This window comes from Promicromonospora umidemergens (assembly GCF_024171995.1).
In the GTDB taxonomy this organism is placed as follows: Bacteria; Actinomycetota; Actinomycetes; order Actinomycetales; family Cellulomonadaceae; genus Promicromonospora; species Promicromonospora umidemergens.
On sequence record NZ_JAMTCT010000003.1, the window covers coordinates 276,686 to 298,003 of the forward strand.

Sequence of the window (21,318 nt, forward strand, 5' to 3'; positions counted from 1 at the left end):
GTCGATTTCACCTTGTCGATTTCACCGTACGATTCGGCCCCACCAGGACCGCGCCGCCGGAACCACCGTCGGGCGATTATTTGATTCACCCGTTCTTCGTGCCCATTCACCCCCTTACGGCCTGCCGGAGACGATGGCTACCGCCGTACCGTGAACTTCGTGACGACCTCCATCCATGAGCACGTGGAGCACCAGGCCCGGATCCGGCCCGACGCCCCCGCGCTGTCCTCCCGGGACTCGACGCTGACGTATGCGCAGCTGTGGCGTGCCGCACGACAGGCGGCGGCGCAGCTCGCCGGGCTCGGCGTGGCCCGCCACGACCGGGTGGCGGTCTACCTCGAGAAGCGGTTCGAGACGGTAGTGGCGCTCTGGGGCACCTCGGTGGCCGGCGGTGTGCTCGTCCCGGTCAACCCGCTGCTCAAGGGCACGCAGGTGGCGCACGTCGTCCGCGACTCCGGTGCGCGGGTGCTGGTCACGTCGTCGGGCAGGCTGGCCGCCGTGCGCGACCGGCTCGCCGACACCGGGCTCACCACCGTGCTCCTCGTGGACGGGCCGGAGGGCGCGTCCCTGGCGGACGGCCTGCCGGGCGTGACCGTGCACCGCTGGGCGCCGGTTCCCGGAGCCGACGAGAGCTCCGTCGACACCCAGCTCCCCGACGCCCCGCAGGCCGGGCCCGACACCGACATCGCGGCGATCCTGTACACGTCGGGCAGCACCGGGGCGCCCAAGGGTGTCGTCCTGTCGCACCGCAACCTGATCGTCGGCGCGACCAGCGTCTCCGGCTACCTGCGCAACACCGCGGACGACGTGCTCCTTGCCGTGCTGCCCCTGAGCTTCGACGCGGGCCTCAGCCAGCTCACCACCGCGTTCGCCGTCGGCGCCCATGCGGTGCTGCTCGACTACCTGGTCCCCCGCGACGTGACCGCCGCGTGCGAGCGGCACGGCGTCACCGGGATCACGGGCGTACCGCCCCTGTGGACGCAGCTCGCGGCGGCGGACTGGCCGGAGCGCTCCCGGCAGACGCTGCGGTACTTCGCCAGCACCGGGGGGCGCCTGCCGGGCACGCTCCTGCGCGAGCTGCGCGAGCTGTTCCCCACCGCTGCGCCGTACCTGATGTACGGGCTGACGGAGGCGTTCCGGTCCACCTACCTGGACCCCGGCCAGGTCGAGTCGCGCCCCGACTCGATCGGCCGGGCCATCCCCAACGCGGAGGTCCTGGTGCTACGCCCGGACGGCACACCCTGTGCCCCCGACGAGCCGGGCGAGCTGGTGCACCGCGGCAGCCTGGTCGCGCTCGGCTACTGGAACGACCCGGAGCGCACGGCCGCACGCTTCCGGCCCGTGCCCGGGTACGACGAACCGTGGCGTGCGGTCCCGGAACCTGCCGTGTGGTCGGGCGACACGGTCGTGCGGGATGCCGACGGGTACCTCTACTTCGTAGGCCGCTCCGACGAGATGATCAAGACCTCCGGGTACCGCGTCAGCCCCACCGAGGTGGAAGAGGCGGCCCTCGGCACGGGCCTGGTGCGCGAGGCGGTCGCCCTCGGCGTGCCCGACGCCCGCCTGGGCCAGCGCATCGTGCTCGTCGCCGGGGCACCGGAGCCCGTCGACACCGACCGGCTGCTCAAGGAGATGCGCCAGTCGCTCCCGACGTTCATGCTGCCTGCGGAGGTTCGCCAGGTGACCGCACTGCTCCGGAACCCCAACGGCAAGCTGGACCGTTCCGCGATCCGCGCCAAGGTCTCGGCGGAGGTCGCCTCGTGACGACGCGACCGCTGGTCGAGTCCCCCGCTGCGCTCCACCCCGCCGTCGCGGCGCTGCCGGTCTCGGGCGACGAGGTCGTGGTGGGTGGCGTACCCCTGACCCGCCTGGCCGCCCGCGTCGGCTCGACACCGTTCTTCGCCTACGACCGGCAGCGCGTCACCGACCGGGTCGGCGAGGTCAGAGCCGCGCTCGACGGCGCGGTGCGCCTCGGATACGCCGTCAAGGCGAACCCGATGCCCGCCGTCGTGCAGCATCTGGCCGGGCTGGTGGACGCGCTCGACGTCGCCTCGACGCGGGAGATGCACACCGCGCTGGACACGGGCACCGATCCACGGCACGTCAGCTTCGCAGGGCCCGGCAAGACGCCGGACGAGATCCGGTCCGCCGTCGCGGCGGGCGTGCTGATCGAGCTCGAGTCGGAGACCGAGGCCCGCCGCGTCGTCGCGGCGGGCGACGAGCTCGGCGTCGTCCCGCGCGTGGCGGTCCGCGTCAACCCCGACTTCGCGGTGCGCGGCTCGGGGATGCGCATGTCCGGCGGCCCGCAGCAGTTCGGGGTGGATGCCGAGCAGGTCCCGGACCTGCTCGGCTATCTGGTGGCCACCGGGGTGGACATGAACGGGTTCCACGTCTTCGCGGGGTCGCAGAACCTGGACGCGGAGCTCATCGCCCACGCCCAGCGCGCCACGGCCGAGCTCGTCGTCGCGCTCGCCGACCACCTGCCCGGTCCGGTGCGCTACGTGAACCTGGGCGGCGGCCTGGGCATCCCCTACTTCCCGAAGGACCGACCGGTCGACCTCGGTCGCGTGGGCGAGAGCCTCGCGACCGTGGTCGGCGAGCTGATCGCTCCGGCGCTGCCCGACGCCGACGTCCACATCGAGCTGGGCCGCTACCTCGTCGGCGAGGCGGGCTGCTACGTGACCCGCGTGATCGACCGCAAGGTCTCGCGCGGACGGACGTACCTGGTGGTCGACGGCGGGATGCACCACCAGCTCGCCGCGTCCGGCAACCTCGGGCAGGTCATCCGGCGCAACTACCCGGTGCTCGTCGGCAACCACATGGCATCGCCCGACATGGAGCAGGTGACCGTCGTCGGCTGCCTGTGCACGCCCCTCGACGTCCTGGCCGACGGCGTCCAGCTCCCCCGGGCCGAGCCAGGTGACCTGGTCGTGGTGCTCCAGGCCGGGGCGTACGGCCTCACCGCCAGCCCGACCGCCTTCCTCGGCCACCCGGCGCCCGCCGAGGTACTGGTCTGACCCCCTGACAGGAGAGACACGATGAGCAGCGACGTGACACACAGCCCGTCCGGCACCGCTACCGGCGGCGAGGTAACTCTCGCCGCCGTGCTGGACGTGGTCGGCACCACCCTCGGGATCGAGGATCGCGTCGGCACGTTCGACGCCGCCACGCCCCTCTTCGGCACCCTGCCGGAGCTGGACTCGCTGGCCGTCCTCGAGCTCCTGACCGCGCTGGAGGACCGGTTCGGGATCACTGTCGACGACGACGAGCTGACGGGCGGGCTGCTGGAGACCGCAGGCAGCCTGCACGCGTTCGTCCACGACAGAGCCCGCTGAACCACCGAGGCCACCATGACCAGCCACGGGGACCCGGTGCGCGTCGAGGCGTCGGCGGACGTCGACGAGCGCGCGACGATCGGCGGGGGAACCGCCGTCTGGCACCTCGCCCAGGTTCGGGAGGACGCCGTCGTCGGTGCCGGCTGCATCGTGGGACGGGGAGCCTACGTCGGGCCTGGTGTGCTGCTGGGCGACGGCTGCAAGCTGCAGAACTACGCCCTCGTCTACGAGCCGGCCGTGCTGGAGGACGGCGTGTTCGTCGGCCCCGCCGCCGTGCTGACCAACGACCTGTACCCCCGGGCGATCACCCCGGACGGCACGGTCAAGACCGGCGACGACTGGCAGGCGGTAGGCGTAACGGTCAGGACCGGTGCCGCCATCGGCGCGCGGGCGGTGTGCGTGGCACCGGTGACGATCGGCCGGTGGGCCACCGTCGCTGCCGGCGCGGTGGTGACTGCCGACGTGCCCGACTTCGCCCTCGTCGCCGGGGTGCCGGCACGGCGCATCCGGTGGGTGGGGCGTGCCGGCGTGCCGCTGGAACGCATCGATCCGGACCGGTGGCGCTGCCCCGCGACCGGTGACGAGTTCACGGAAGCGGACGGCGTGCTGAGCGAGGCATCCTCGAGCGCTCGCCCTTGCGGGTGACCCGCATTTCGCTCATCCTTTTCCTGGCGATCGAATGGCGTGGATGAAAAGGGCGAATGGCGTGGATGAAATGGGTCCGCCCCCTTCTACGACGAATTTTCTCGCCCTTTTTCATCATGGGTGAATACGTGGGTGAAGACATGGGTGAAGAGGTGACGACAAGACGACACCGCCCCTTTCCTCTCGTATCATTGTGCTCAGGAAGCCGATGCGTTCCGGGCCATGAACCGCCCCGAACCGACCTGCACCAGGACTGGCACAGCCAGCCCCATCGCCCTGTGGCGGCCGTTGCACTCCGATCGAACGCACTCGATACATCGCAACCGTTGCCGAGGGAAGAAGGGTTTCGACGTGGCGAGCCAGACGCTGGGCGGCGGATTCGAAATACACCCTGCACTGGCGGGTTTCCGGGTCAGGAATCATGCACCCCGTGGATTTCACAGCATTCGCGCGTCGCTCGCCATGCCCCTGTGGCAGACCCGGTACCGCACGCGACTTCGCCTCTCGGACGCCGCTGTCGTGGTCGGTGCCGCGGTGGCCGCGTTCGCGCTCGACGCCGCCCTGCCTGCCGGCTCCTCGGGTCACCCCGGCCTGGTCAGCTCTGTCGCCGTCCCCGCAGTGGTGGCCATGGTCTGGATAGCGGCACTGGCGGCACAGGGCTCGTACGACCTGCGGATCGTCGGCCACGACCTCACCGAGTACCGGCGGGTCCTCGGCGCCACCTGGACGTCGGTGAGCCTGCTCGTCCTCGTCGCGTGGCTCACCGCCCTCGTCGAGGTGCGGGACGTGCTCGTGCAGGCCGTCGCGTTCCCACTGGGGCTCGCCGGGTTGATCACGTCGCGGTACGCCTGGCGGCGGTGGGTGCTGCGCACCCGGCGCCGCGGCGCCGGGTGCATGACCTCCGTCCTCGTCGTAGGGCACCGAGAGCGGGCCGAACGGGTGATCCGCCTGCTCAACGACTCTCCCGAGCAGGGGATCGTGGTGGTCGGCGCCTGCCTGCCGGCCGACGAGGCACCGTCCGGCGACGGCACCCGGTCCGACGGGACGCGGCCCCGTGACGCGGTTCCCGGGGACGAGGTGGGCGGCGTCCCGGTCCTTGGCGACCTGTCCCGTGTGGGTGAGGCGGCGGCTCTGGTCCGCGCGAGCGCGGTGGCGGTGAGCGCGTCCGGCCGGATCACGACCGATGTGGTCCGCCGGCTCGGCTGGCAGCTCGAACGGGTCGGGGTCGACCTCATGCTCACGACCGAGCTGGCCGACGTCGAAGCCTCCCGCGTCACCGTCGCCCCGGCGTCGGGGATCTCGCTGCTGCACGTAGCGGCGCCCCGGTTCGACGGACAGAAGTTTCGCGTGAAACAGGTCATGGACTGGGTGCTCGCCGCTCTGTTGACGCTGCTCGTGCTGCCGGTGCTGGTCGGCGTGGGGCTCGCTGTCGTACTGACCAGCAAGGGCGCCCTGTTCTACCTGTCGGAGCGGGTAGGGCGCGAGGGCCGGATCTTCCGGATGGTCAAGTTCCGCACCATGCACAGCGGTGCCGACCGTGCGGTGCCCGCCCTGGCCGCGGTGAACGAGGCGGCGGGCCCGCTGTTCAAGGTGCGCGCCGACCCGCGCGTCACCCGGGTGGGCCGGATCTTGCGCAGGTACTCGCTCGACGAGCTGCCCCAGCTCCTCAACGTCCTGTGCGGGCACATGAGCCTCGTCGGCCCGCGGCCCGCGCTGCCGCACGAAGTGGCTGCCTACGAGCAGCGCATGCGGCGCAGGCTCCTGGTCAAGCCCGGCATGACGGGCCTGTGGCAGGTCTCCGGCCGGTCGGACCTGCCCTGGGACGAGGCGGTACGACTCGACGTCTACTACGCCGAGAACTGGACGCCGTTGCTCGACCTGCAGATCCTTGCCGAGACCGCCCACGCCGTCGTCTCGGGCCGCGGCGCCTACTGATGCGCTGCGGGGCTCGACGGGCGCGACGGGTGACGTTCGGGTGAAAATGCGTCCATCGGTTACTACTCTGCGCAGGCCCACGGCATGCTTGACCTGACATGGCCACGACGATCCTTGCGGTGTGCACGGGGAACATCTGTCGTTCCCCTGCCCTGGCGCGCCTGCTCACGGCCCGCACCGACGGCACCGTCGAGGTCGACAGCGCCGGTGTGCGGGCGCGGGTGGGCGAGCCCATCGCACCTCGCATGGCGAGCCTGCTGCAGTCCCGCGGGCTGGACAACGGGCCGTTCGCCGCCCGCCAGCTCACACCCGAGATGATCCGCTCGGCAACCGTCGTCATCACGATGTCACGTGGCCAGCGCTCGGCGGTCGTGCGGGCGGTGCCCGATGCGGTCCGGCGCACGTTCACGCTGCTGGAGCTCGCACACGTCCTGAGCACCTCGCCCGGGCCACGTACGGCGACGGACGACGCGACCCGGTGGGCCATGGTCCCGGAGCTGGTGAGCCTGGAACGCCTGAACCACTCGGCGTGGAACCGGGAGCTCGACATCGCGGACCCGTGGGGGCGCAGCGAGAAGGCTTTCCGGCGCGCGTTCGAACGGATCGGGTCGGCCACCGACACCGTGTGCGGTGTGCTCGGCACGGGTAGGCAACCCTGGCTCCTGAGCCCGCCGACCCCCCGTACCGGCGTGCAGCTCCCCCAGCCGCGGCACTCGTCGCAACCCGGCCGGCCCTGAGCTACGCGGACAGCGCTGTACACGACAACCGGTCCACACGGACAACAGGGAGGCAGGGCGTGGAACTCGCCGAATACGCGAACGTGCTGCGCCGGCGCTGGCCGGTCATCGTCTGCTCAACGCTCCTCGCGGCGCTCGCCGCCTTCGGCTGGGCCTGGACGACGCCGCCGTCCTACACCGCGACGGCCAAGGTGTACGTGTCGCTGAACACTGGCGAGTCCACCAGCGACCTGCTGCAGGGCTCGACGTACGTCAAGAACCTGATCGAGTCCTACGCGGCGCTCACCGACATGCCGGTGGTGCTCGACCCCGTCGCCGACGACCTGCGCACGGGCACGACAGGTCGCGAGCTCGCCGAGGCGGTCACCGCCGACTCGCCGCTCAATACCTCGATCATCGAGATCGAGGTCGTCGACGGCGCTCCGGAGCGTGCGGCACAGATCGCGGACGCCGTCGCGCAGCAGCTCTCGGCGACCGTGGTCGACCTCTCGCCGGCCACCCCCAGCGGCGGCCAGTCCATCGCTGTGACGGTCGTGTCGCCCGCTGAGGTTCCCCAGGAGCCGTCCGCCCCGAGGACCCAGCTCCTGACGGCGGCGAGCGGTGCCGCCGGTCTCGCGCTCAGCATCGCGATCGTCCTGCTCTGGTCCGTTCTCGACACGCGGATCCGCTCGGCCAAGGACCTGGAGATGGTGTCGGAGGGCACCGCGCTGCTCGGCTCGATCCCGCTCGTCAAGCGCAAGGTCGCCCGGGTCCCGGCCACCCAGGACCCGCTGAGCCCTCGTGCGGAGGCCTACCGCCGCGTCCAGACGAACCTGTCGTTCGTCGACGCGACCACGCCCGCCCGGGTCCTGGTCGTGACCTCCAGCATCCCGGCCGAGGGCAAGTCGACGACGGCCATCAACCTCGCCTCGACCTTCGCCGAGAACGGTAGCCATGTGCTGCTGATCGACGGTGACATGCGGCGCCCGTCGGTCGCGCCCACGCTGGGGCTGGAAGGCGCCGCTGGGCTCACCACCGTCCTCGTCGGCCGGGCCACCATGGCGAACCTGGTGCAGCGGTACGGCCCTGGACCGCTCGACATCCTCCCGCTCGGCCCGATCCCGCCCAACCCGCACCAGCTCATCGCCTCGGACGCCACCCGCGACCTGCTCGCAGCGGCACGCTCCGCGTACGACGTCGTCATCGTCGACGCACCGCCGCTGCTCCCCGTCTCGGACGCCGCGGTCCTGTCGACCATGGCCGACGGCGTCGTCGTCGTCGTGGGTGCCCGGCGGGTACGCCGGCAGCAGCTCACCCAGGCGCTCCGCGCGCTCGCGGGGGTCGAGGCCCCGGTGCTCGGCCTGATCCTGGCGTTCGCACCCCGGTCCGGTCCTGGCGGGACGTACTACGGCTACCGCACGACAAAGCACCGCTGGGCCGGCGTCATCCCGGGGAGCCGGCGGCACGACCCGCTCGACCTGCCGTCGACCACCGGCGCGATCAGCGTCGTCCCTGGCTTTGGCGGAGCTCGCCGACCGGGTCCCGCCCCTGTTCCCGGCGGTGTCCCTGGGCTGAGCAGCGGGCCCCGTCCTGGGGTGAAGCCAGCGCCCAGCGCTCTCCCCGGCGCCGGCGGCAAGCCTGGTCCCTCCGGCAAGCCCGGGCCGCCCAGCAAGCCCGGTCCGTCCAGCACTCCTCGTCCGCCCAGGACTCCCGGTCCGGCCAGGGCCCCCGGACCGGTGAGCGCATCAGGTCCGCTCGATGCTCCAGCGGCCGGCACGGGATCAGGTGCCAAGCCGGGTCCGGGGCCCCGGACGAGTGCCGCCGTCGGCTCCGATTCCGGGCAGGCCGACGAGCCGACCGGGTGACGCCCCGACGCGCACCGCGCGCGTCGACAAGATGCCGGTGACTGCCGGTGTGCCAGCCGCTACGGTGGCACGATGCCGACCGGACCTCAGCTCCTCGCCTTCCTCGCGGCCTCCGTCGTCTTCATCGCCCTGCCAGGACCCAGCGTGCTGTTCGCGATCGGCCGTGCGCTGACGGTCGGACGCCGGGACGCGCTCCTGTCGGTGACCGGCAATGCGCTGGGTCTTCTCGTCCAGGTGGCCTTCGTGGCCATCGGCCTTGGTGCGCTGGTCGAGGCGTCCGCCACCGCCTACACCGTGCTCAAGCTCGTGGGTGCCGGATACGTGGTCTACCTCGGGATCCAGGCGATCCGGCACCGCGCCGACGCCCGGCTCTCCCTGGCCGCACCCGACACGACCCGCACGGCGAGCCCGTGGCGCGCGATCTGGGCCGGACTCGTGGTGGGTGGGACCAACCCGAAGACGATCGTGTTCTTCGCGGCGTTCCTCCCGCAGTTCATGAACGACGCCGCACCCGCGACGCCGCAGCTGCTGTTCCTCGGTCTGCTGTTCGGCCTGCTGGCCCTCGGTCAGGACTCGATCCTGGCGCTGGTGGCGAGCCAGGCCCGTACGTGGTTCTCCCGCAGTCCGAAGCGGCTCGACCACCTGAGCGTCGCGGGCGGAGTCGCGATGGTGAGTCTCGGCACCGGCCTCGCCCTCGAGGGCGCCGTCGTCAAGGCCTGAGGAACAGCTTCCCGGCCGGACCTGGCCTGCGGCAGCTGTGGACGGTTCGTGTCGCTGTCATACCCGCTGCCCGCCGCTCAGCCGGTCCGGGACGGCGTAGAGGTAGCGCAGCGGGCCAGAGGCTGTCCAGCCCCGCACGAGCGACGAGAGCACGATCGCAGCCGCCGCGGCGGCCGGCACCACGAGGAGGCTGGGCACGCCCGGCGGGATCGCCGACCCGGTCAGGCCGATCACCAGGGACGATCCCAGGATGAGCACCGGGGTGTGACCGAGGTAGACCGGCAGTGTCGCCGACCCGATCTGCACCAGGCGGGCACTCCGGACGAGGAAGGTACCGAGCGCGACACCGGCGAAGATTCCGACGACGCACAGGACGAAGTACACCCCGACGACGGACCGGAGCCCGGCCGCCTCGACGCCCGTGGCCAGGAGCGCCCAGCCGAGCAGGAGCCCGGCCCTGGCCTGCCAGGGCGTCCGGGCGAACCGGAGCAGCGGCCCGCGCAGGTGCATGCCGCACACGAAGAACACGTAGTACTTGAGCGCACCGTTCCACCCGACGTTGCCGAGGTCGAAGCCGTCGGTCAGTGCGATGACGGACGGCACGGCCGCGGCCAGGAGGTGCCACCGCCAGTCGACCGCCCGCAGCAGCCGCGCGACGACGCAGAAGAGCGCGAGCGCCCAGATGAACCACAGCTCGAACTGCGGGCGGACCGGGGACATGAGCAGGTCTCGCAGCATCGGGCCGAACCCGAGCGGAGTCCCGCGCAGCGCGAACCCGATCAGGTAGCACGCTGTGCCGATGCTCTCCCAGAGCAGGAAGACCCACAGGTAGAGGCGCAGCCGCCGGTCCCACAGTGCGCGCCAGGTCGATCCGGCCTCGCCCGCCGCGCCGACGCGGTACGCGAGCATGCCTGAGATCATGAAGAAGAACGGCATCCGTACGGAGGACACGTAGTCGTTGACCTGCTCCCAGCCGGCCACGTCGAACCAGCGCGCCGCGTGGTAGATCACGACCAGGACGACCGCGATCCCCCTGCCCGCATCGATCCAGGCCTCGCGCCCGGGCGTGCCGTTCACCCGGACGCCTTCCCCACCGGCCGCACCAGGGGGGCCATCAGCGCCACGGCGAGGACAAGGATGGGCAGCGCGCTCTCCAGCGGGGCGAACAGCAGGTTCCAGACCGACTTCACCCCGAGGAACAGGAGCAGTGCGGAGGCGGCTCGCCCCGTGGTGAGAACAGCGGTACGCGCGACCAGGAAGACCAGCAGCACGGCGGCCAGGACGAGTCCCGGGATACCGCACCAGGCCCACAGGTCGCCGATCACCGAGTGCAGCTCGAACCCGCTGCCGAACATGTAGTTCTCGACGTACCCGTTGTTCGGCTCGTACCCGAGGGCGGCCATGCCGGACTTGGCCACGAGAAGGTCGGTCATGGACGGGACGCTCCCGCCGCCGAACCCGCCCGGCGATGCGCTCATCAAGGCCGCGGTGGCGCCGATCTCCGGCCGCCCGCCGGTGATCAGGGTGCCCGACGTCGCTAGCTGGAGCTCGGTACGGGCCTGCGCGCTCTCCCCGAGCGCACCCTCGAGGATCGCGGTCTGGACCGAGAAGTACGTCCCGAGCGCGAGCGTGCCAAACAGGATCACCGTCCGCAGGGCCGCAAGCCCTGACGACGCCGGCCGCCCCCAGGACTGCCACAGCACGAGCAGCGCGACCAGGAGAAGGATCGCGCTCGTGGAGCGTCCGCCGCTGACGGCGGAGACGCCCGCGAGCGCGAGCACGGCGACGACGTCGACCCATCTGCTGCGCCATCTCGCCGCCACAGCGAGGACGATGATGGTGACCGGCAGCGAGAACCCGAAACGCCAGGGGCTCTCGGCGTACATCTCGCTGGACGGGTTGACGCCGAGCAGCATCCCGATGCCGAACACGGCTCCCACCACCCACACCGAGGCTCGGCTGCGTGCCCACAGGGCGCAACCAACCCCGCACACGAGCCCGAGCACGACGAAGACTGACTCCAGGAGGCCGACGTTGGACACGACCCGCGAGTCGCTGTGCCAGACCGTGAGCCAGATGCTCCATGCCGCTGCGGCCCCACCCAGGACGGTCATCCAGGTGATCCATCGGGAGCTACGCACCCAGGGTGCCCACAGCGGCAGGAGCACCACGGCGAGCGCGAGCCCCGTGGTCAGGCCGAAGAACACGTCATGGCGCATCCCCGTGAGGACGAGGCAGAGCAGTGCCAGCCCGGTCGTAGCGACGGCCCAGCCCTCCCGCCCCTCAGGGGACGGGAGGGTCTGGGCCGGTGCGGCAAGGCTGGACGTCACTGCGTGGACGGCCCCGCCCACAGGTTGTCCAGTCGGACGGTGTTCTCACCGGTGGTGGCCCGGCCGGACAGGCTGAGCGAGTAGCCGACGCCGCCGGCGTCCTGCAGCTCGGGTGTCGAGTCGGTGGTCGTGAGCTGCCAGTCCGCCGGCTCGGTGGTGCCGGCCTTCCACACCTTGCCCTCCAGGGTGGTCGGGGCCGAGCCGGTGATCCGCATCCGCACCGCGAGGCGTTCGCCGGGCGCGACGCTCAGGCCGGCGATGTTCGTCGCGGCCAGGGTGGTCTCGGCCGACTGGAGCCCGACGAGCTGGAGCTGGACCGCGCCGGTCGCCATGACCCAGACCTTGGCCCGGTACTCGCTGGAGAAGCCGTCGGCGCGTCCCACCAAGGATACGAACGTGCCGCCGCCGTCGGAGATCTCGTCGAGCGAGAGCACGCTCGTGAGGTCGACGTCCGCTGCGGACACCTCTCGCAGGTGGGCCTTGCGGTTCGCGCCCGGAGCGCTCAGGGTCATGGCGCCCTCGCCGTCGGCGACGGAGTAGTTCGACGACCCGCTGTAGAGGGTCCAGGGACCGCCCGCTGCGGCCGCACCCCAACCGCCGGTCACCGAGCGGGAGAAGTCGTCCGTGGCGAACTCTGTGGGCACGGAGGCCTCGACCTGGACGCTGTCCTCGGCGGTGGCGCCTTCGTCGTCGGTCACCGTGAGGGTGACGGTGTAGGTACCGGGGGCCGCGTAGGTGTGGGCCGCCTCCTGACCGGTGCCCGTCGTGCCGTCGCCGAAGCTCCAGGCCCAGGCCTCGATGGTGCCGTCAGGGTCGGCGGAGCCGCTGCCGTCTGCCGTGAGGTCGAAGCCGTGGACGTTCGCCGCTGCGTCGGCGACGGGCGCGTGGTTGGGGCGACCGCCGGTCGTTGCCACGACGTAGTGGTCCGAGACCTTGGCGGCGGACAGCACCGTCGGGTAGATCGCTACGTCGTCGACCGAACCGGTCAACCGGTCACCGAGCACCGGGCGGCTGGGCCAGCCGCTCAAGGTGTCGGCACCGATCCGCCAGTACCCGTTGACGGACAGGCCGGTGGTGACGTCGGCCCGGTCGGCGACCCGGGCGCCGTCGACGAAGAGCTGCATGCCGCCCGACCCGAGCGTGGCGACCACGTGGTGCCAGTCTCCGTCGTCGACCCGCCCCGGCGACCGGAGCGTCATCCTGCTGCCGTTGTTCACGCCGAACGTGAGCCGGCCGCCGGAGTCGACGTAGAGCAGCCGGTCGGTGGAGCTGGAGGTACCGGTGGCGCTGTTGCTGTTGCCGAAGCCGACGATGCGGCCGCCGCCGTCGCTCCGGACCCAGGTCTCGATGGAAAACGTATTCGGTCCGGCACCGCCCTCCGTCGAGACGAGCCGGCTGGACGAGGAGTTCCGGAACGTCGCGGCGGTGTTCGAGTCCCCCGTGATCGCGCCGGCGGCGCCGAGCTGGACGCTCGTCGGCACGACGAGGTCGTCGGCGCCCGCCCAGTCGTAGGTGCGGTTCGACCCGCCCGGCTCGCCGAGACGCCACAGGTGCGCCGCGCCGTCCTGCACGACGGTGTCGGCGAACTCGCTGCGGAGGGCGGTGGAGACCGTGGCGTAGATCCACTCCGACCGCTTCACGTTGCCCGACGGGTCCGTGACGGTGAGGCGGTAGCGGTGCTCCGAGCCGGGCGCGAGGCCGGTGTCCCTGGCGGTCCGCTGCACGGGCTTCCAGAACTTGGCTGCGATCGTCTCCTTGAAGACCGGCTCCGTCGACAGGGAGTCGCGGTAGATCCGGTAGGTGAGCGCCTCGTCGTCACGGTCCCACGTGGTGGACAGGTTGATCCGGACGGTGCCCGCCGAGACCGAGGCCACCGTCGGGTTGAGAGCGGCACCCGACTCGACCGGGCCGGACTCGTTGGGCGCGGCGCTGCGCTTGGCGTACCGGACCAGGCCCTGCTGCCCGACGCCGTTCACCCGCGGGAACTCGCCGCCGTACAGCACGTAGTCCTCGTTGCCGGTCACCGTCCAGGTGGCCTGGTTCTTGCCGCTGTACGTCCCGAGGCTCGTTCGCGGGTACCAGGTCAGCAGGTCGGGGCGCGGTGTGCCGGGGTGGTCGGGGTAGTTGTAGATGTCCTTGGTGTTGGTGCCGCGCACCTCGTCGGTGAAGGCCGTCGAGTGGTAGTAGGACCGCGGACTGGTCTCCGGGAACCCGCCGCTGTTGCCGCAGTAGTGCTTGTGGCTGGCGGTATAGACGACGTCGCCGATCGCCGCCACGTCGTAGGTGTCGCCGTGGCAGTCCTCGATCCAGACCAGTGTGCCGTCGTCCCAGCTGACCTTGAACGTGCCCTCGGTCGTGCCACGGGCGTTGTAGTGCCAGCCGACCCCGTACCAGGCGTCGTCCGTCGAGGTCAGTCGCATGACGCTGGAGCTGTCGCCCGCGTTGCGCACCGTCGCGTTGACCGGCAGCCTGCGCGTCGCACCGGTCGCCGAGTCGAGCCAGGCGATGCCGTAGGAGTTGGCCGTGTCGGAGTTGACCGAGGTGAACGTGCCAGAGATGGCCACAGACTGCTCGTCCGGCGACACGACGATCGACTGGACCTGCCGGTTGTCGACCACCGGGACGAATCCGCGCTGGAGGGCACCGTTCGACGCGTTCATGGCGGCGACGCGGTAGCGCGTCGTGTTGTTGACGGCGGAGAAATGACCACCTGCGTAGACGGTGGTGTTCGTGGCCGCGACGGCCTTCGTCGTGCCGTTCAGGTTCGGCGCGAACGACGTGTTCAGGCTGCCGCTCGGCAGGTTGAACGCGGCGATGCGGCTGCGGGCGGCGCCGTTGACCGTCGTGAAGCCGCCCACCACGTAGAGCCGTGTCCCGTCCGGCGAGGCCGCCAGGTCGGTGACGTTGCCGTTGAGCGTGTGGTTGAACGACGTGATCAGCTCGCCGGTCGTCAGGTTGTAGGCGAGCAGGTTGGTCCGCCGCACCAGGTTGGTGCCCGGGGCGGCACCGGCGGGCCGGGCGTTCGCGAACTCTCCGCCGACGTACACGGTGTTGCCGACGATGACCTGCTTCCACACGATGCCGTCGACCTGCACGGTCGGCAGGGCGTCGGCGGACACGGTGGCCGGGTCGGCAGTCGGCTCGGCGACGTCGGTAGTCACCTGGGTGACCTCGGTGGCCGACGCCGACGAGGTGGCGACGAACGACGTGACCACGAGAGTGATGCTCGCGAGGACGGCGGAGAGCCGCCGTCCGGGCAGAGTGCGATGGGACACGAGAACCTCACTGGGGAGCAAATGGGCCGCCGGACCGCTGAGCCGCCGGACGATATGGGTCTGGAGAACGACCGCGCAACACGCTAACGGCGGACAGGAAGGTCGGCACGGCGAGAGCGGGGTGAACTCTGGGTGATCTCAGGTGCGTCAGGTGCCGGTGAAGATCACGATCGCCTTGCCGACACCGGCGTCGACCTCGAGCTCTACCTGGTCCTGGAACTCGGCCGGGACACTGAAGACGAACGCCCCGCTGGCCGAGCCGCCTGCGGCGACCTCCGGCTCGAACGGCTTGCCACCGGGTTTGAGCAGGGACGTCGCCGGCGTGCGGTCGGGCCCGTAGTAGGCGTTCACCACGACCGTCCGCAGGTCGAGCGCCTTGCCCGTGCCGTTCGTGAGCTCGACGGCGAAGCGGAGCGCCGGGCCACCCACCTCACCGGGGACGTTCGCCTGCCCGGTCACGTCCTCGACCGACGGCACCGCCACGGTGACGCCCGGCTCTGGCGTCGCGACGGCGTCGAAGGGCGCCGGGTCGAGCGTCTCCCGTGGTTCGGGGGCCGTCGCCGTGTCGACCCTCGGACCGGGCTCGGCATCGTCCGTGTCCGACGGTGCCGGGGCGGACGGTTCGGAACCGCCTTGACCCGGCTCGTCGGGTTCGGGACCGGCCGCCTGGTCCTCGGCACCCTCGCCCGACGTCGTCGGACTCGCGGACGGCATCGCACCGGCCGCCGGCTCCGCGTTCGACCGCAGCGCGACCACGGCCGCGACGGCAGCGGCCGCAAGGACAAGGACGACGAGTGCCAGCAGGAGCCGATGCCGGGTGATGAGTGGGGAAGCGGGCATGATCCCTGAGCGTAGCCGCGCGCCGCTCGACCGGCCTGTTCTACGGCTGATCTTCATCCCTGCCGTGCGTACGGCAGCAGCACCGTCCCGCAGGCCGCCAGCAGCTCCCCGCGCGACCTGGCGAGCGCCCGCCGGCCCCGCGCGTCCCCGGCGACGTCGCGACGTGTCGCCGCCCGTGCGACCTGCAGTGCCCCGAGTGCGCCCCGAGCTATCCCCGCTGCCGCCGTGCGCGCCCGCAGGGCGGTACGCCGTCCCCGGCCCGGCGCGAGCATGAGCGCCACGCGCGCCGACGAGTTGGCGAGCCCGGCGGTACGTGCGAGGAGGTATGGCCGGGCGAGCCGGTCGGCAGGGACCACGTCGGACACGACCGCCTCCGCACACCAGACGATGCGCCCACCCGCAGCGGTCAGCGCGCTCGTGAAGAGCGTGTCCTCGCCGCCGGAGAGCCCAAGGGCCAGGTCGAAGGCCAGGTTCGCCCGCCGGACCGTGCGCAGGTCGAGCAGGAGGTTGTTCGTCGCGGCGCTGGGAACCGTGGTCCCGGTGCGGAGCCCCAGGCGGTGGGCACGGTCGTAGAAGCCGCCCGCCACGACCCACGGCTCAGGCTCGTCCGCGTACCGGGAAGCCACGGGCCCGGCGACCGCGTCAGCCCCCGTCGCCCGGTACGTCGCGTGCAGGGCGTCGAGCCAACCGGGTCGCGGCACCTCGTCGTCGTCCACGAACACGAGCAGGTCCTGGTCGCCCGAGGCGTGCAGCGCGGCGTTGCGTGCGGCCGAGATACCAGGCTCCGGTTCCACGACGACGGTCACGGGGCACGCCCCCGCCTCCAGCCGTGCCGCCGCCTCCGTCACGGCGGCGGCGCCCGTGCCAGCCGGGTCGTTGTCGACGACCAGCACGCTCACCTCGACGGCCTTGGCCCGGCCGGCCAGGCCGGCCGCCTGCTCGACGAGCACCGGGACGAGGGCAGCTATCCGGTCCGGGCGCCGGTACGTGAGCACGGCGACGACCAAGCGCTCCGTCCGAACCTCGCCCACCAGAATCACCCCTCCCTAGACGCCACGAAGACTGGGTCGGCAGTTACCGTAGCGTGGCCCGCCCCCGATCCACCGGAGAGTCAAGACCCGTGCAGCAGGTTCACCCGCGCGTCCTCGTCAGTGCTTATGCGTGCGGACCCGGTGACGAGCCGGAGGCCGCGGCCGGATGGGCCTTCGCGCGGGCGGCGGCCCGGTCCCACCAGGTGCATGTCATCACCCGGCACCGGTTCGCCCCGGCGGTCGCCGCTGAGCTCGCGCGCGACCCGGAGCTTGCGCGGAACCTGACCGTGGAGTATCTCGACCTGTCCGCGCGGGTCCTCGCTCTCAAACGCCGCGGCAGCGACGTGTACTGGTACTACATGCTCTGGCAGCGCGCGCTGGCCCGGCGCGCCACGGAGCTGCACCGGGCCGCGCCGTACGACGTGGGCCACCATGTCACCTTTGCCAACGACTGGCTGCCCTGCGGACTGGCCCGGGTTCAGGACCTGCCCGTCGTCTGGGGCCCGGTCGGGGGCGCGAGCGCCGTCCCGTCGCACCTCGTGCGGTGGCTCGGGCTGCGCGGCACGATCACGGAGCTGCTGCGCGGGCTGCTCACCGCACCGCTGCGGGCCGTGTGGGGCGACGCCGCCGCCCGGCGCGCGACGGTCGTCGTCGCGCAGAACGAGACTGTCGCGCGGAGGTTCCGACGGGCCGGCCACGTCGTCGTGGAGCCGAACGCCGCGCTGGACGACGAGCTGCCGCAGCAGGCCCGACCGCCACGTCCGGAGCTGGCGCAGGACCCGCTCCGGGCCGTCTTCGTAGGCCGGCTCCTGGCCTGGAAGGGCGGTCGGCTCGCCATCGAGACGCTCGCCCGTACGCCCGGCTGGGACCTGCACGTCTACGGCACGGGGTATGAAGGTCCGGCGCTCGAGCGGCTGGCCGGGCGGCGCGGAGTGAGCCACCGCGTCGTCTTCCACGGGCACCGGCCGCGAGCCGAGGTGCTCGACGCGATCGCCGGGTGCGACGCGATGCTGTTCCCGTCGATGCACGACCAGGCCGGCTGGGTCGCGGCCGAGGCGAGCGCCCTCGGGCGCCCGGTGGTCTGCCTGCCGCTCGGCGGCGTGCCGCTGCTGGCGGGACCCAATGCGCGGCCGGCCGCTCTGACGGGCGACGTGGTGGGCCACCTCGCGATGCGGCTGGCCGAGGCCGCTACCGAGCCGGGCACCCCGTCCGACCGGTGGTCCGTCTCCCGGCTGCCCGACGTCGTGGAAGGCCTCTACCGCACGGCCCGGTCCGGCAGCCCGGCGGCGAAGGGCAGCCCCGTATGACTCCTGTCCGTGTCCTGACCTCGAACCGCGAACCGCGCAGCACCACCAACCCATACATCACCATGCTCACCGCGGCGCTGCGCCGGACCCCTGGCGTCGAGGTCGTCACGTTCTCCTACCGGTCGGCCCTGCTCGGGCGGTACTCCGTCGTGCACCTGCACTGGCCGGAGACCATCCTCGGCCAGGGCGGCCGACGGCTCACCGGGCGGGTGGCGCGCTGGGTGCTCGCGGCGCTCCTGCTGCTCCGGCTCACGCTCACGCGTACGCCCGTGGTCCGCACCGTGCACAACGTCGAGCTCCCGGCCGACGCGGGTCCGCTCCAGCGCCTCCTGCTGCGCTGGTTCGACCGCCTGACGACGCACCGGATCCTGCTGAACGACCGTACCGAGTCCGCAGGCCCTGCGACCACCATCCCGCACGGCCACTACCGCGACTGGTACACCGGCCCCCGCTCGCCGGTCGTTCCCGGCCGGCTCCAGTACGTCGGCCTCGTCCGTCGGTACAAGGGGGTCGAGGGGCTGGTCGAGGCGTTCCGGTCCGTTCCGGACGACTCGCTCACCCTCGGGATCGCGGGGGCGGCGTCGAGCGCTCGGCTCGCGGCGACGATCACCACGCTGGCCGACGGCGACCCGCGCGTCACCCTGCACCTCGGCTTCTTGTCCGACGACGCGCTCGTCGCCACCGTGACCGCTGCGGAGCTCGTGGTGCTGCCCTACCGGTTCATGCACAACTCGGGCGCCGTCCTGGCCGCGCTCTCGCTCGACCGCCCGGTGCTCGTGCCGGAGACGCGGGTCAACGCCGACCTGGCCGCTGAGGTCGGTCCGGGCTGGGTCCACACCTTCGCAGGCGACCTCACGAGCGCAGACCTCGAAGGGGCTCTCGCGGCGGTGCGCCGGCCGCGCGCCGCAGCCCCCGGCCTGGATGCCCGGGACTGGGCCGGTGCCGGCCACGCACACCTGGCCGTCTATCGTCTGGCACTGTCTCGCGCGGGATCCGGGGTGCGCGCGTGACCGAGGCTCGCGCCGGCACGCCCTGGCGCTCGGTCGGGAACAGCGCCATCGCCCAGGTCGTCGTGACCGGCCTGTCGGGGCTGGTCGGCATGATGACCGCGCGTCTGATCATCGAGCAGTTCGGCGTGGCGCAGTACGCCCAGTACGGGCTCCTCTCGTCCCTGCCCGCGCTGATCCCGTTCGCCGACCTCGGCATGGCCGCCGTGGTGGTGAACGTACTGGCCTCCTCGGACCGGGCGAGCACCGATCCCGTGGTCCGTAGGACGCTGACCAGCGCCTTCCGCGTCCTGGTCTGCTCGGGCCTCACGATCGCGGCGATCGGGGTGCTGCTGGGGGTGCTCGGCTGGTGGCCCGTGCTCCTCGGGCCCGGGCTGCTCGACGGTGGCGCCGTCACCGCGACGGTTTGCGCAGTGATCCTCGGCCTGGCGCTGCCCTGCGGCGTCGGCGCCCGGATCCTCGTGGGGCTCGGCCGCAACCCGCTCCAGACGGCGCTCAGCGGGCTCGCCGCACCCCTGGTCATGGTGGGCGTGCTCATCGTCCTCGCGGTGGGCAACGGGTCGGGCTCGTCCCTCGCCATCGCGTCCTACGCGGCGGTGGCGATCGTCGCGGTGGTCCGCCTGGTCGCCGCGGCCCGCCTGGTCCGGCCGCAGGTCGGCGCGGCGCTCCGGGACGTGCCCCGGCTACGGGCAGTGCCCGGCGTCCGGGTCTTCGACGTCGCCTGGCCGATGCTGGTGCAGATGATCTCGCTGCCGATCGCCATGCAGACCGGCCGAATCCTGCTGAGCCACCAGGGCACGTCGGTGGACCTCGCGCAGTACAACCTCGCCGCGCAGCTCTTCGGCGTCGTCCTCGCCGCCGTGTCGTCCGCGGGGCTCACGCTGTGGCCGCACTTCGCGCGGGCCCGCAACCAGTCGGTCAAGGCGTCGCCGTTCCGCGCCTCACTGGTCTTCGTCGCGGCGGGTGCGGTGCTGTCCCTGCTGCTCGCGGTGCTCCTTCCCGTGCTGGTGCCCCTGGTGACCGACGGGAAGCTCGGCCTCACCCTGTCGCTGGTCGCGGCGTTCGTGGCGTTCACGATCGTCCAGGCGGCCAAGTACCCGATCGGCATGTACATGACCGACACAGCGGGCCTGCGGGCTCAGGTGCTCCCGATCGTGTTGATGGTGCCCCTGAACCTCGCCCTGACGTGGTGGTCCATCCCGTACCTCGGCGCCGCCGGCCCGGTGTGGGCGACGGCGGCCTCTGTGGTGGTGTGCCAGGTGGTCCCGACCACGCTGTGGGTGCGTCGAAGGCTGCGGCAGCAAGGCTGAGCCGACCACCCGGCTCGGCGCCGCCGCCGCCCAGGAGAGTGCTGACGCCTACGAGGTCCGCCGCTCACCTGATACGCGCAACGCCTCCACCACGCCCCGCGCCACCCCGCGCCACGGACCGATCCCCTCGATGAGCTGTCGGCGCCCGCCACGCAGCGCCACCGCCCGCGCTGCCGGCAGCAAGGTACGCCGCCACCGGCGCACATCGGCCGGGCCGAGGTTCTTGCGCGCGAACAGCATCCGGTTGCGGATGTCGTACCGGTAGTACGTCTCGCTCTTGGCCCGGCCCCGGGACTCCTGGGTCCCGCCCTCGTCGTGCACCACGTGGGCGTCCTCGACCACCTCGAGCCGCGCCCCGAGCGTCAGCGCTCGCCACGACAGGTCGACGTCCTCCCAGTAGAGGAAGTACTCCTCGTCGAACCCGCCGAGCTCCGACCACAGCCCGGCCGCGACCGCCAGGCAGGCCCCGCTGAGCCACGGCACGTCGTCGGGAGCAGCGCGCCGGCCGCTCATGGTGCCGTCCGCGCGGTGCAGGTAGGTCAGGCCCCGCGAGTACACGCTGCCGTCGGGCCGGTGGATCCGGGGGGCGACGAGCGCCCGGTCCTGTGCACGCACCGTCGAGGCGAGCGTCGCCAGGCCTGCCGGGCTGGCCCAGGCGTCCGGATTGAGGAACAGCAGGATGCGCGAGCCGGCCGCCAGAGCGTGCGCGGCGCCGAGGTTCGAACCGCCGCCGAACCCGACGTTCCTCGCGGGCGTCAGCAGCTCCCACCCGTGCCGGGCGGCCAGCCGCGTCACGGCCTCCCGCTCCCCGGCGCCGCTGTAGCTGTCCACGACCACCGTCCGCACGCCGCTGGCGCCGATCGTCCGGGGCAGGTTGGCGGCGAGCAGGTCGGAGGAGCCGTAGTTGACGACGATCAGCGCCACGTCGCCGAGCGCGCTCACCTGCCGCGAGCTCGCACCGTCGTCAGGCACGGGAATCACCCTCGACGTGCGTGTCCCTAC

17 protein-coding genes are annotated in these 21,318 nt (G+C 72.1%); 11 read left to right on the top strand and 6 right to left on the bottom strand.

Annotation, left to right across the window (positions count from 1 at the left end):
* The first annotated feature begins 159 nt into the window (after positions 1 to 159).
* The 8 genes from APR04_RS07295 (at position 160) to APR04_RS07330 (ending at position 9,216) form a co-directional block, all read left to right on the top strand.
* The gene (locus APR04_RS07295) at positions 160 to 1,764 is read left to right on the top strand and encodes an acyl-CoA ligase (AMP-forming), exosortase A system-associated (RefSeq protein WP_253868974.1); all 1,605 of its coding nucleotides are present in this window, start codon (positions 160 to 162) and stop codon (positions 1,762 to 1,764) included.
* Entirely contained in the window at positions 1,761 to 3,017 is a 1,257-nt protein-coding gene (locus APR04_RS07300; protein ID WP_253868977.1) for a pyridoxal-dependent decarboxylase, exosortase A system-associated, read from the top strand. Before APR04_RS07295 ends, APR04_RS07300 begins: the two co-directional genes overlap by 4 nt.
* A 21-nt stretch (positions 3,018 to 3,038) precedes the next feature.
* The gene (locus APR04_RS07305; protein ID WP_253868980.1) at positions 3,039 to 3,335 is read left to right on the top strand and encodes an acyl carrier protein; all 297 of its coding nucleotides are present in this window, start codon (positions 3,039 to 3,041) and stop codon (positions 3,333 to 3,335) included.
* A gap of 15 nt (positions 3,336 to 3,350) precedes the next feature.
* On the top strand, positions 3,351 to 3,980 hold the full coding sequence (locus APR04_RS07310) for an acyltransferase (protein ID WP_253868982.1): 630 nt from the start codon (positions 3,351 to 3,353) through the stop codon (positions 3,978 to 3,980).
* Between the two features lie 462 nt (positions 3,981 to 4,442).
* Entirely contained in the window at positions 4,443 to 5,915 is a 1,473-nt protein-coding gene (locus tag APR04_RS07315; protein WP_253868984.1) for an exopolysaccharide biosynthesis polyprenyl glycosylphosphotransferase, read from the top strand.
* A gap of 98 nt (positions 5,916 to 6,013) precedes the next feature.
* Positions 6,014 to 6,652, top strand: coding sequence for an arsenate reductase/protein-tyrosine-phosphatase family protein (locus APR04_RS07320; protein ID WP_253868986.1), 639 nt, complete (start codon positions 6,014 to 6,016; stop codon positions 6,650 to 6,652).
* A 59-nt stretch (positions 6,653 to 6,711) separates the two neighbouring features.
* Positions 6,712 to 8,496 (top strand): tyrosine-protein kinase domain-containing protein, encoded by a 1,785-nt coding sequence (locus tag APR04_RS07325; RefSeq protein WP_253868988.1) that lies wholly within the window; start codon positions 6,712 to 6,714, stop codon positions 8,494 to 8,496.
* Between the two features lie 72 nt (positions 8,497 to 8,568).
* A complete protein-coding gene (locus tag APR04_RS07330) occupies positions 8,569 to 9,216 on the top strand; it encodes a LysE family translocator (RefSeq protein ID WP_253868991.1) in 648 nt (215 codons plus the stop codon).
* Between the two features lie 57 nt (positions 9,217 to 9,273).
* Here the strand turns inward: APR04_RS07330 and APR04_RS30970 are convergent, their stop codons facing one another.
* From APR04_RS30970 to APR04_RS07355, 5 genes are all read right to left on the bottom strand, one after another.
* Positions 9,274 to 10,293 carry an acyltransferase family protein gene (locus APR04_RS30970; protein ID WP_253868993.1) on the bottom strand — a complete coding sequence of 340 codons (1,020 nt, stop codon included), beginning with the start codon at positions 10,291 to 10,293 and terminating at the stop codon, positions 9,274 to 9,276.
* Positions 10,290 to 11,546 carry a hypothetical protein gene (locus APR04_RS30975; RefSeq protein WP_253868995.1) on the bottom strand — a complete coding sequence of 419 codons (1,257 nt, stop codon included), beginning with the start codon at positions 11,544 to 11,546 and terminating at the stop codon, positions 10,290 to 10,292. The genes APR04_RS30970 and APR04_RS30975 overlap by 4 nt, the downstream gene beginning before the upstream one ends.
* Positions 11,543 to 14,821, bottom strand: a complete 3,279-nt coding sequence (locus APR04_RS07345) for a PKD domain-containing protein (RefSeq protein ID WP_253868998.1) — start codon at positions 14,819 to 14,821, stop codon at positions 11,543 to 11,545. The genes APR04_RS30975 and APR04_RS07345 overlap by 4 nt, the downstream gene beginning before the upstream one ends.
* A gap of 147 nt (positions 14,822 to 14,968) precedes the next feature.
* Positions 14,969 to 15,661, bottom strand: coding sequence for a hypothetical protein (locus APR04_RS07350; RefSeq protein ID WP_253869000.1), 693 nt, complete (start codon positions 15,659 to 15,661; stop codon positions 14,969 to 14,971).
* A gap of 53 nt (positions 15,662 to 15,714) precedes the next feature.
* Positions 15,715 to 16,692: a glycosyltransferase family 2 protein gene (locus APR04_RS07355; RefSeq protein ID WP_253869003.1), complete on the bottom strand. Its 978-nt coding sequence runs from the start codon at positions 16,690 to 16,692 to the stop codon at positions 15,715 to 15,717.
* A gap of 89 nt (positions 16,693 to 16,781) precedes the next feature.
* Between APR04_RS07355 and APR04_RS07360 the strand changes: the two genes are divergently transcribed.
* The 3 genes from APR04_RS07360 to APR04_RS07370 are packed head-to-tail and all read left to right on the top strand — an operon-like array spanning position 16,782 to position 20,316.
* Positions 16,782 to 17,999, top strand: a complete 1,218-nt coding sequence (locus tag APR04_RS07360; RefSeq protein ID WP_253869005.1) for a glycosyltransferase family 4 protein — start codon at positions 16,782 to 16,784, stop codon at positions 17,997 to 17,999.
* On the top strand, positions 17,996 to 19,009 hold the full coding sequence (locus tag APR04_RS07365) for a glycosyltransferase (RefSeq protein WP_253869008.1): 1,014 nt from the start codon (positions 17,996 to 17,998) through the stop codon (positions 19,007 to 19,009). The genes APR04_RS07360 and APR04_RS07365 overlap by 4 nt, the downstream gene beginning before the upstream one ends.
* Entirely contained in the window at positions 19,006 to 20,316 is a 1,311-nt protein-coding gene (locus APR04_RS07370; protein ID WP_253869010.1) for a lipopolysaccharide biosynthesis protein, read from the top strand. Before APR04_RS07365 ends, APR04_RS07370 begins: the two co-directional genes overlap by 4 nt.
* Positions 20,317 to 20,364: 48 nt before the next feature.
* On the opposite strand, the gene APR04_RS07375 is transcribed toward APR04_RS07370, so the two are convergent.
* Entirely contained in the window at positions 20,365 to 21,288 is a 924-nt protein-coding gene (locus APR04_RS07375; RefSeq protein ID WP_308292328.1) for a glycosyltransferase, read from the bottom strand.
* Between the last annotated feature and the right edge of the window lie 30 nt (positions 21,289 to 21,318).

Bases quoted from the DNA above. Each gene is read 5' to 3' on its own strand.
- APR04_RS07305 (WP_253868980.1), top strand. From the start codon at position 3,039: ATGAGCAGCGACGTGACACACAGCCCGTCCGGCACCGCTACCGGCGGC.
- APR04_RS07310 (WP_253868982.1), top strand. From the start codon at position 3,351: ATGACCAGCCACGGGGACCCGGTGCGCGTCGAGGCGTCGGCGGACGTC.
- APR04_RS07315 (WP_253868984.1), top strand. From the start codon at position 4,443: ATGCCCCTGTGGCAGACCCGGTACCGCACGCGACTTCGCCTCTCGGAC.
- APR04_RS07320 (WP_253868986.1), top strand. From the start codon at position 6,014: ATGGCCACGACGATCCTTGCGGTGTGCACGGGGAACATCTGTCGTTCC.
- APR04_RS07330 (WP_253868991.1), top strand. From the start codon at position 8,569: ATGCCGACCGGACCTCAGCTCCTCGCCTTCCTCGCGGCCTCCGTCGTC.
- APR04_RS07350 (WP_253869000.1), bottom strand. From the start codon at position 15,661: ATGCCCGCTTCCCCACTCATCACCCGGCATCGGCTCCTGCTGGCACTC.
- APR04_RS07365 (WP_253869008.1), top strand. From the start codon at position 17,996: ATGACTCCTGTCCGTGTCCTGACCTCGAACCGCGAACCGCGCAGCACC.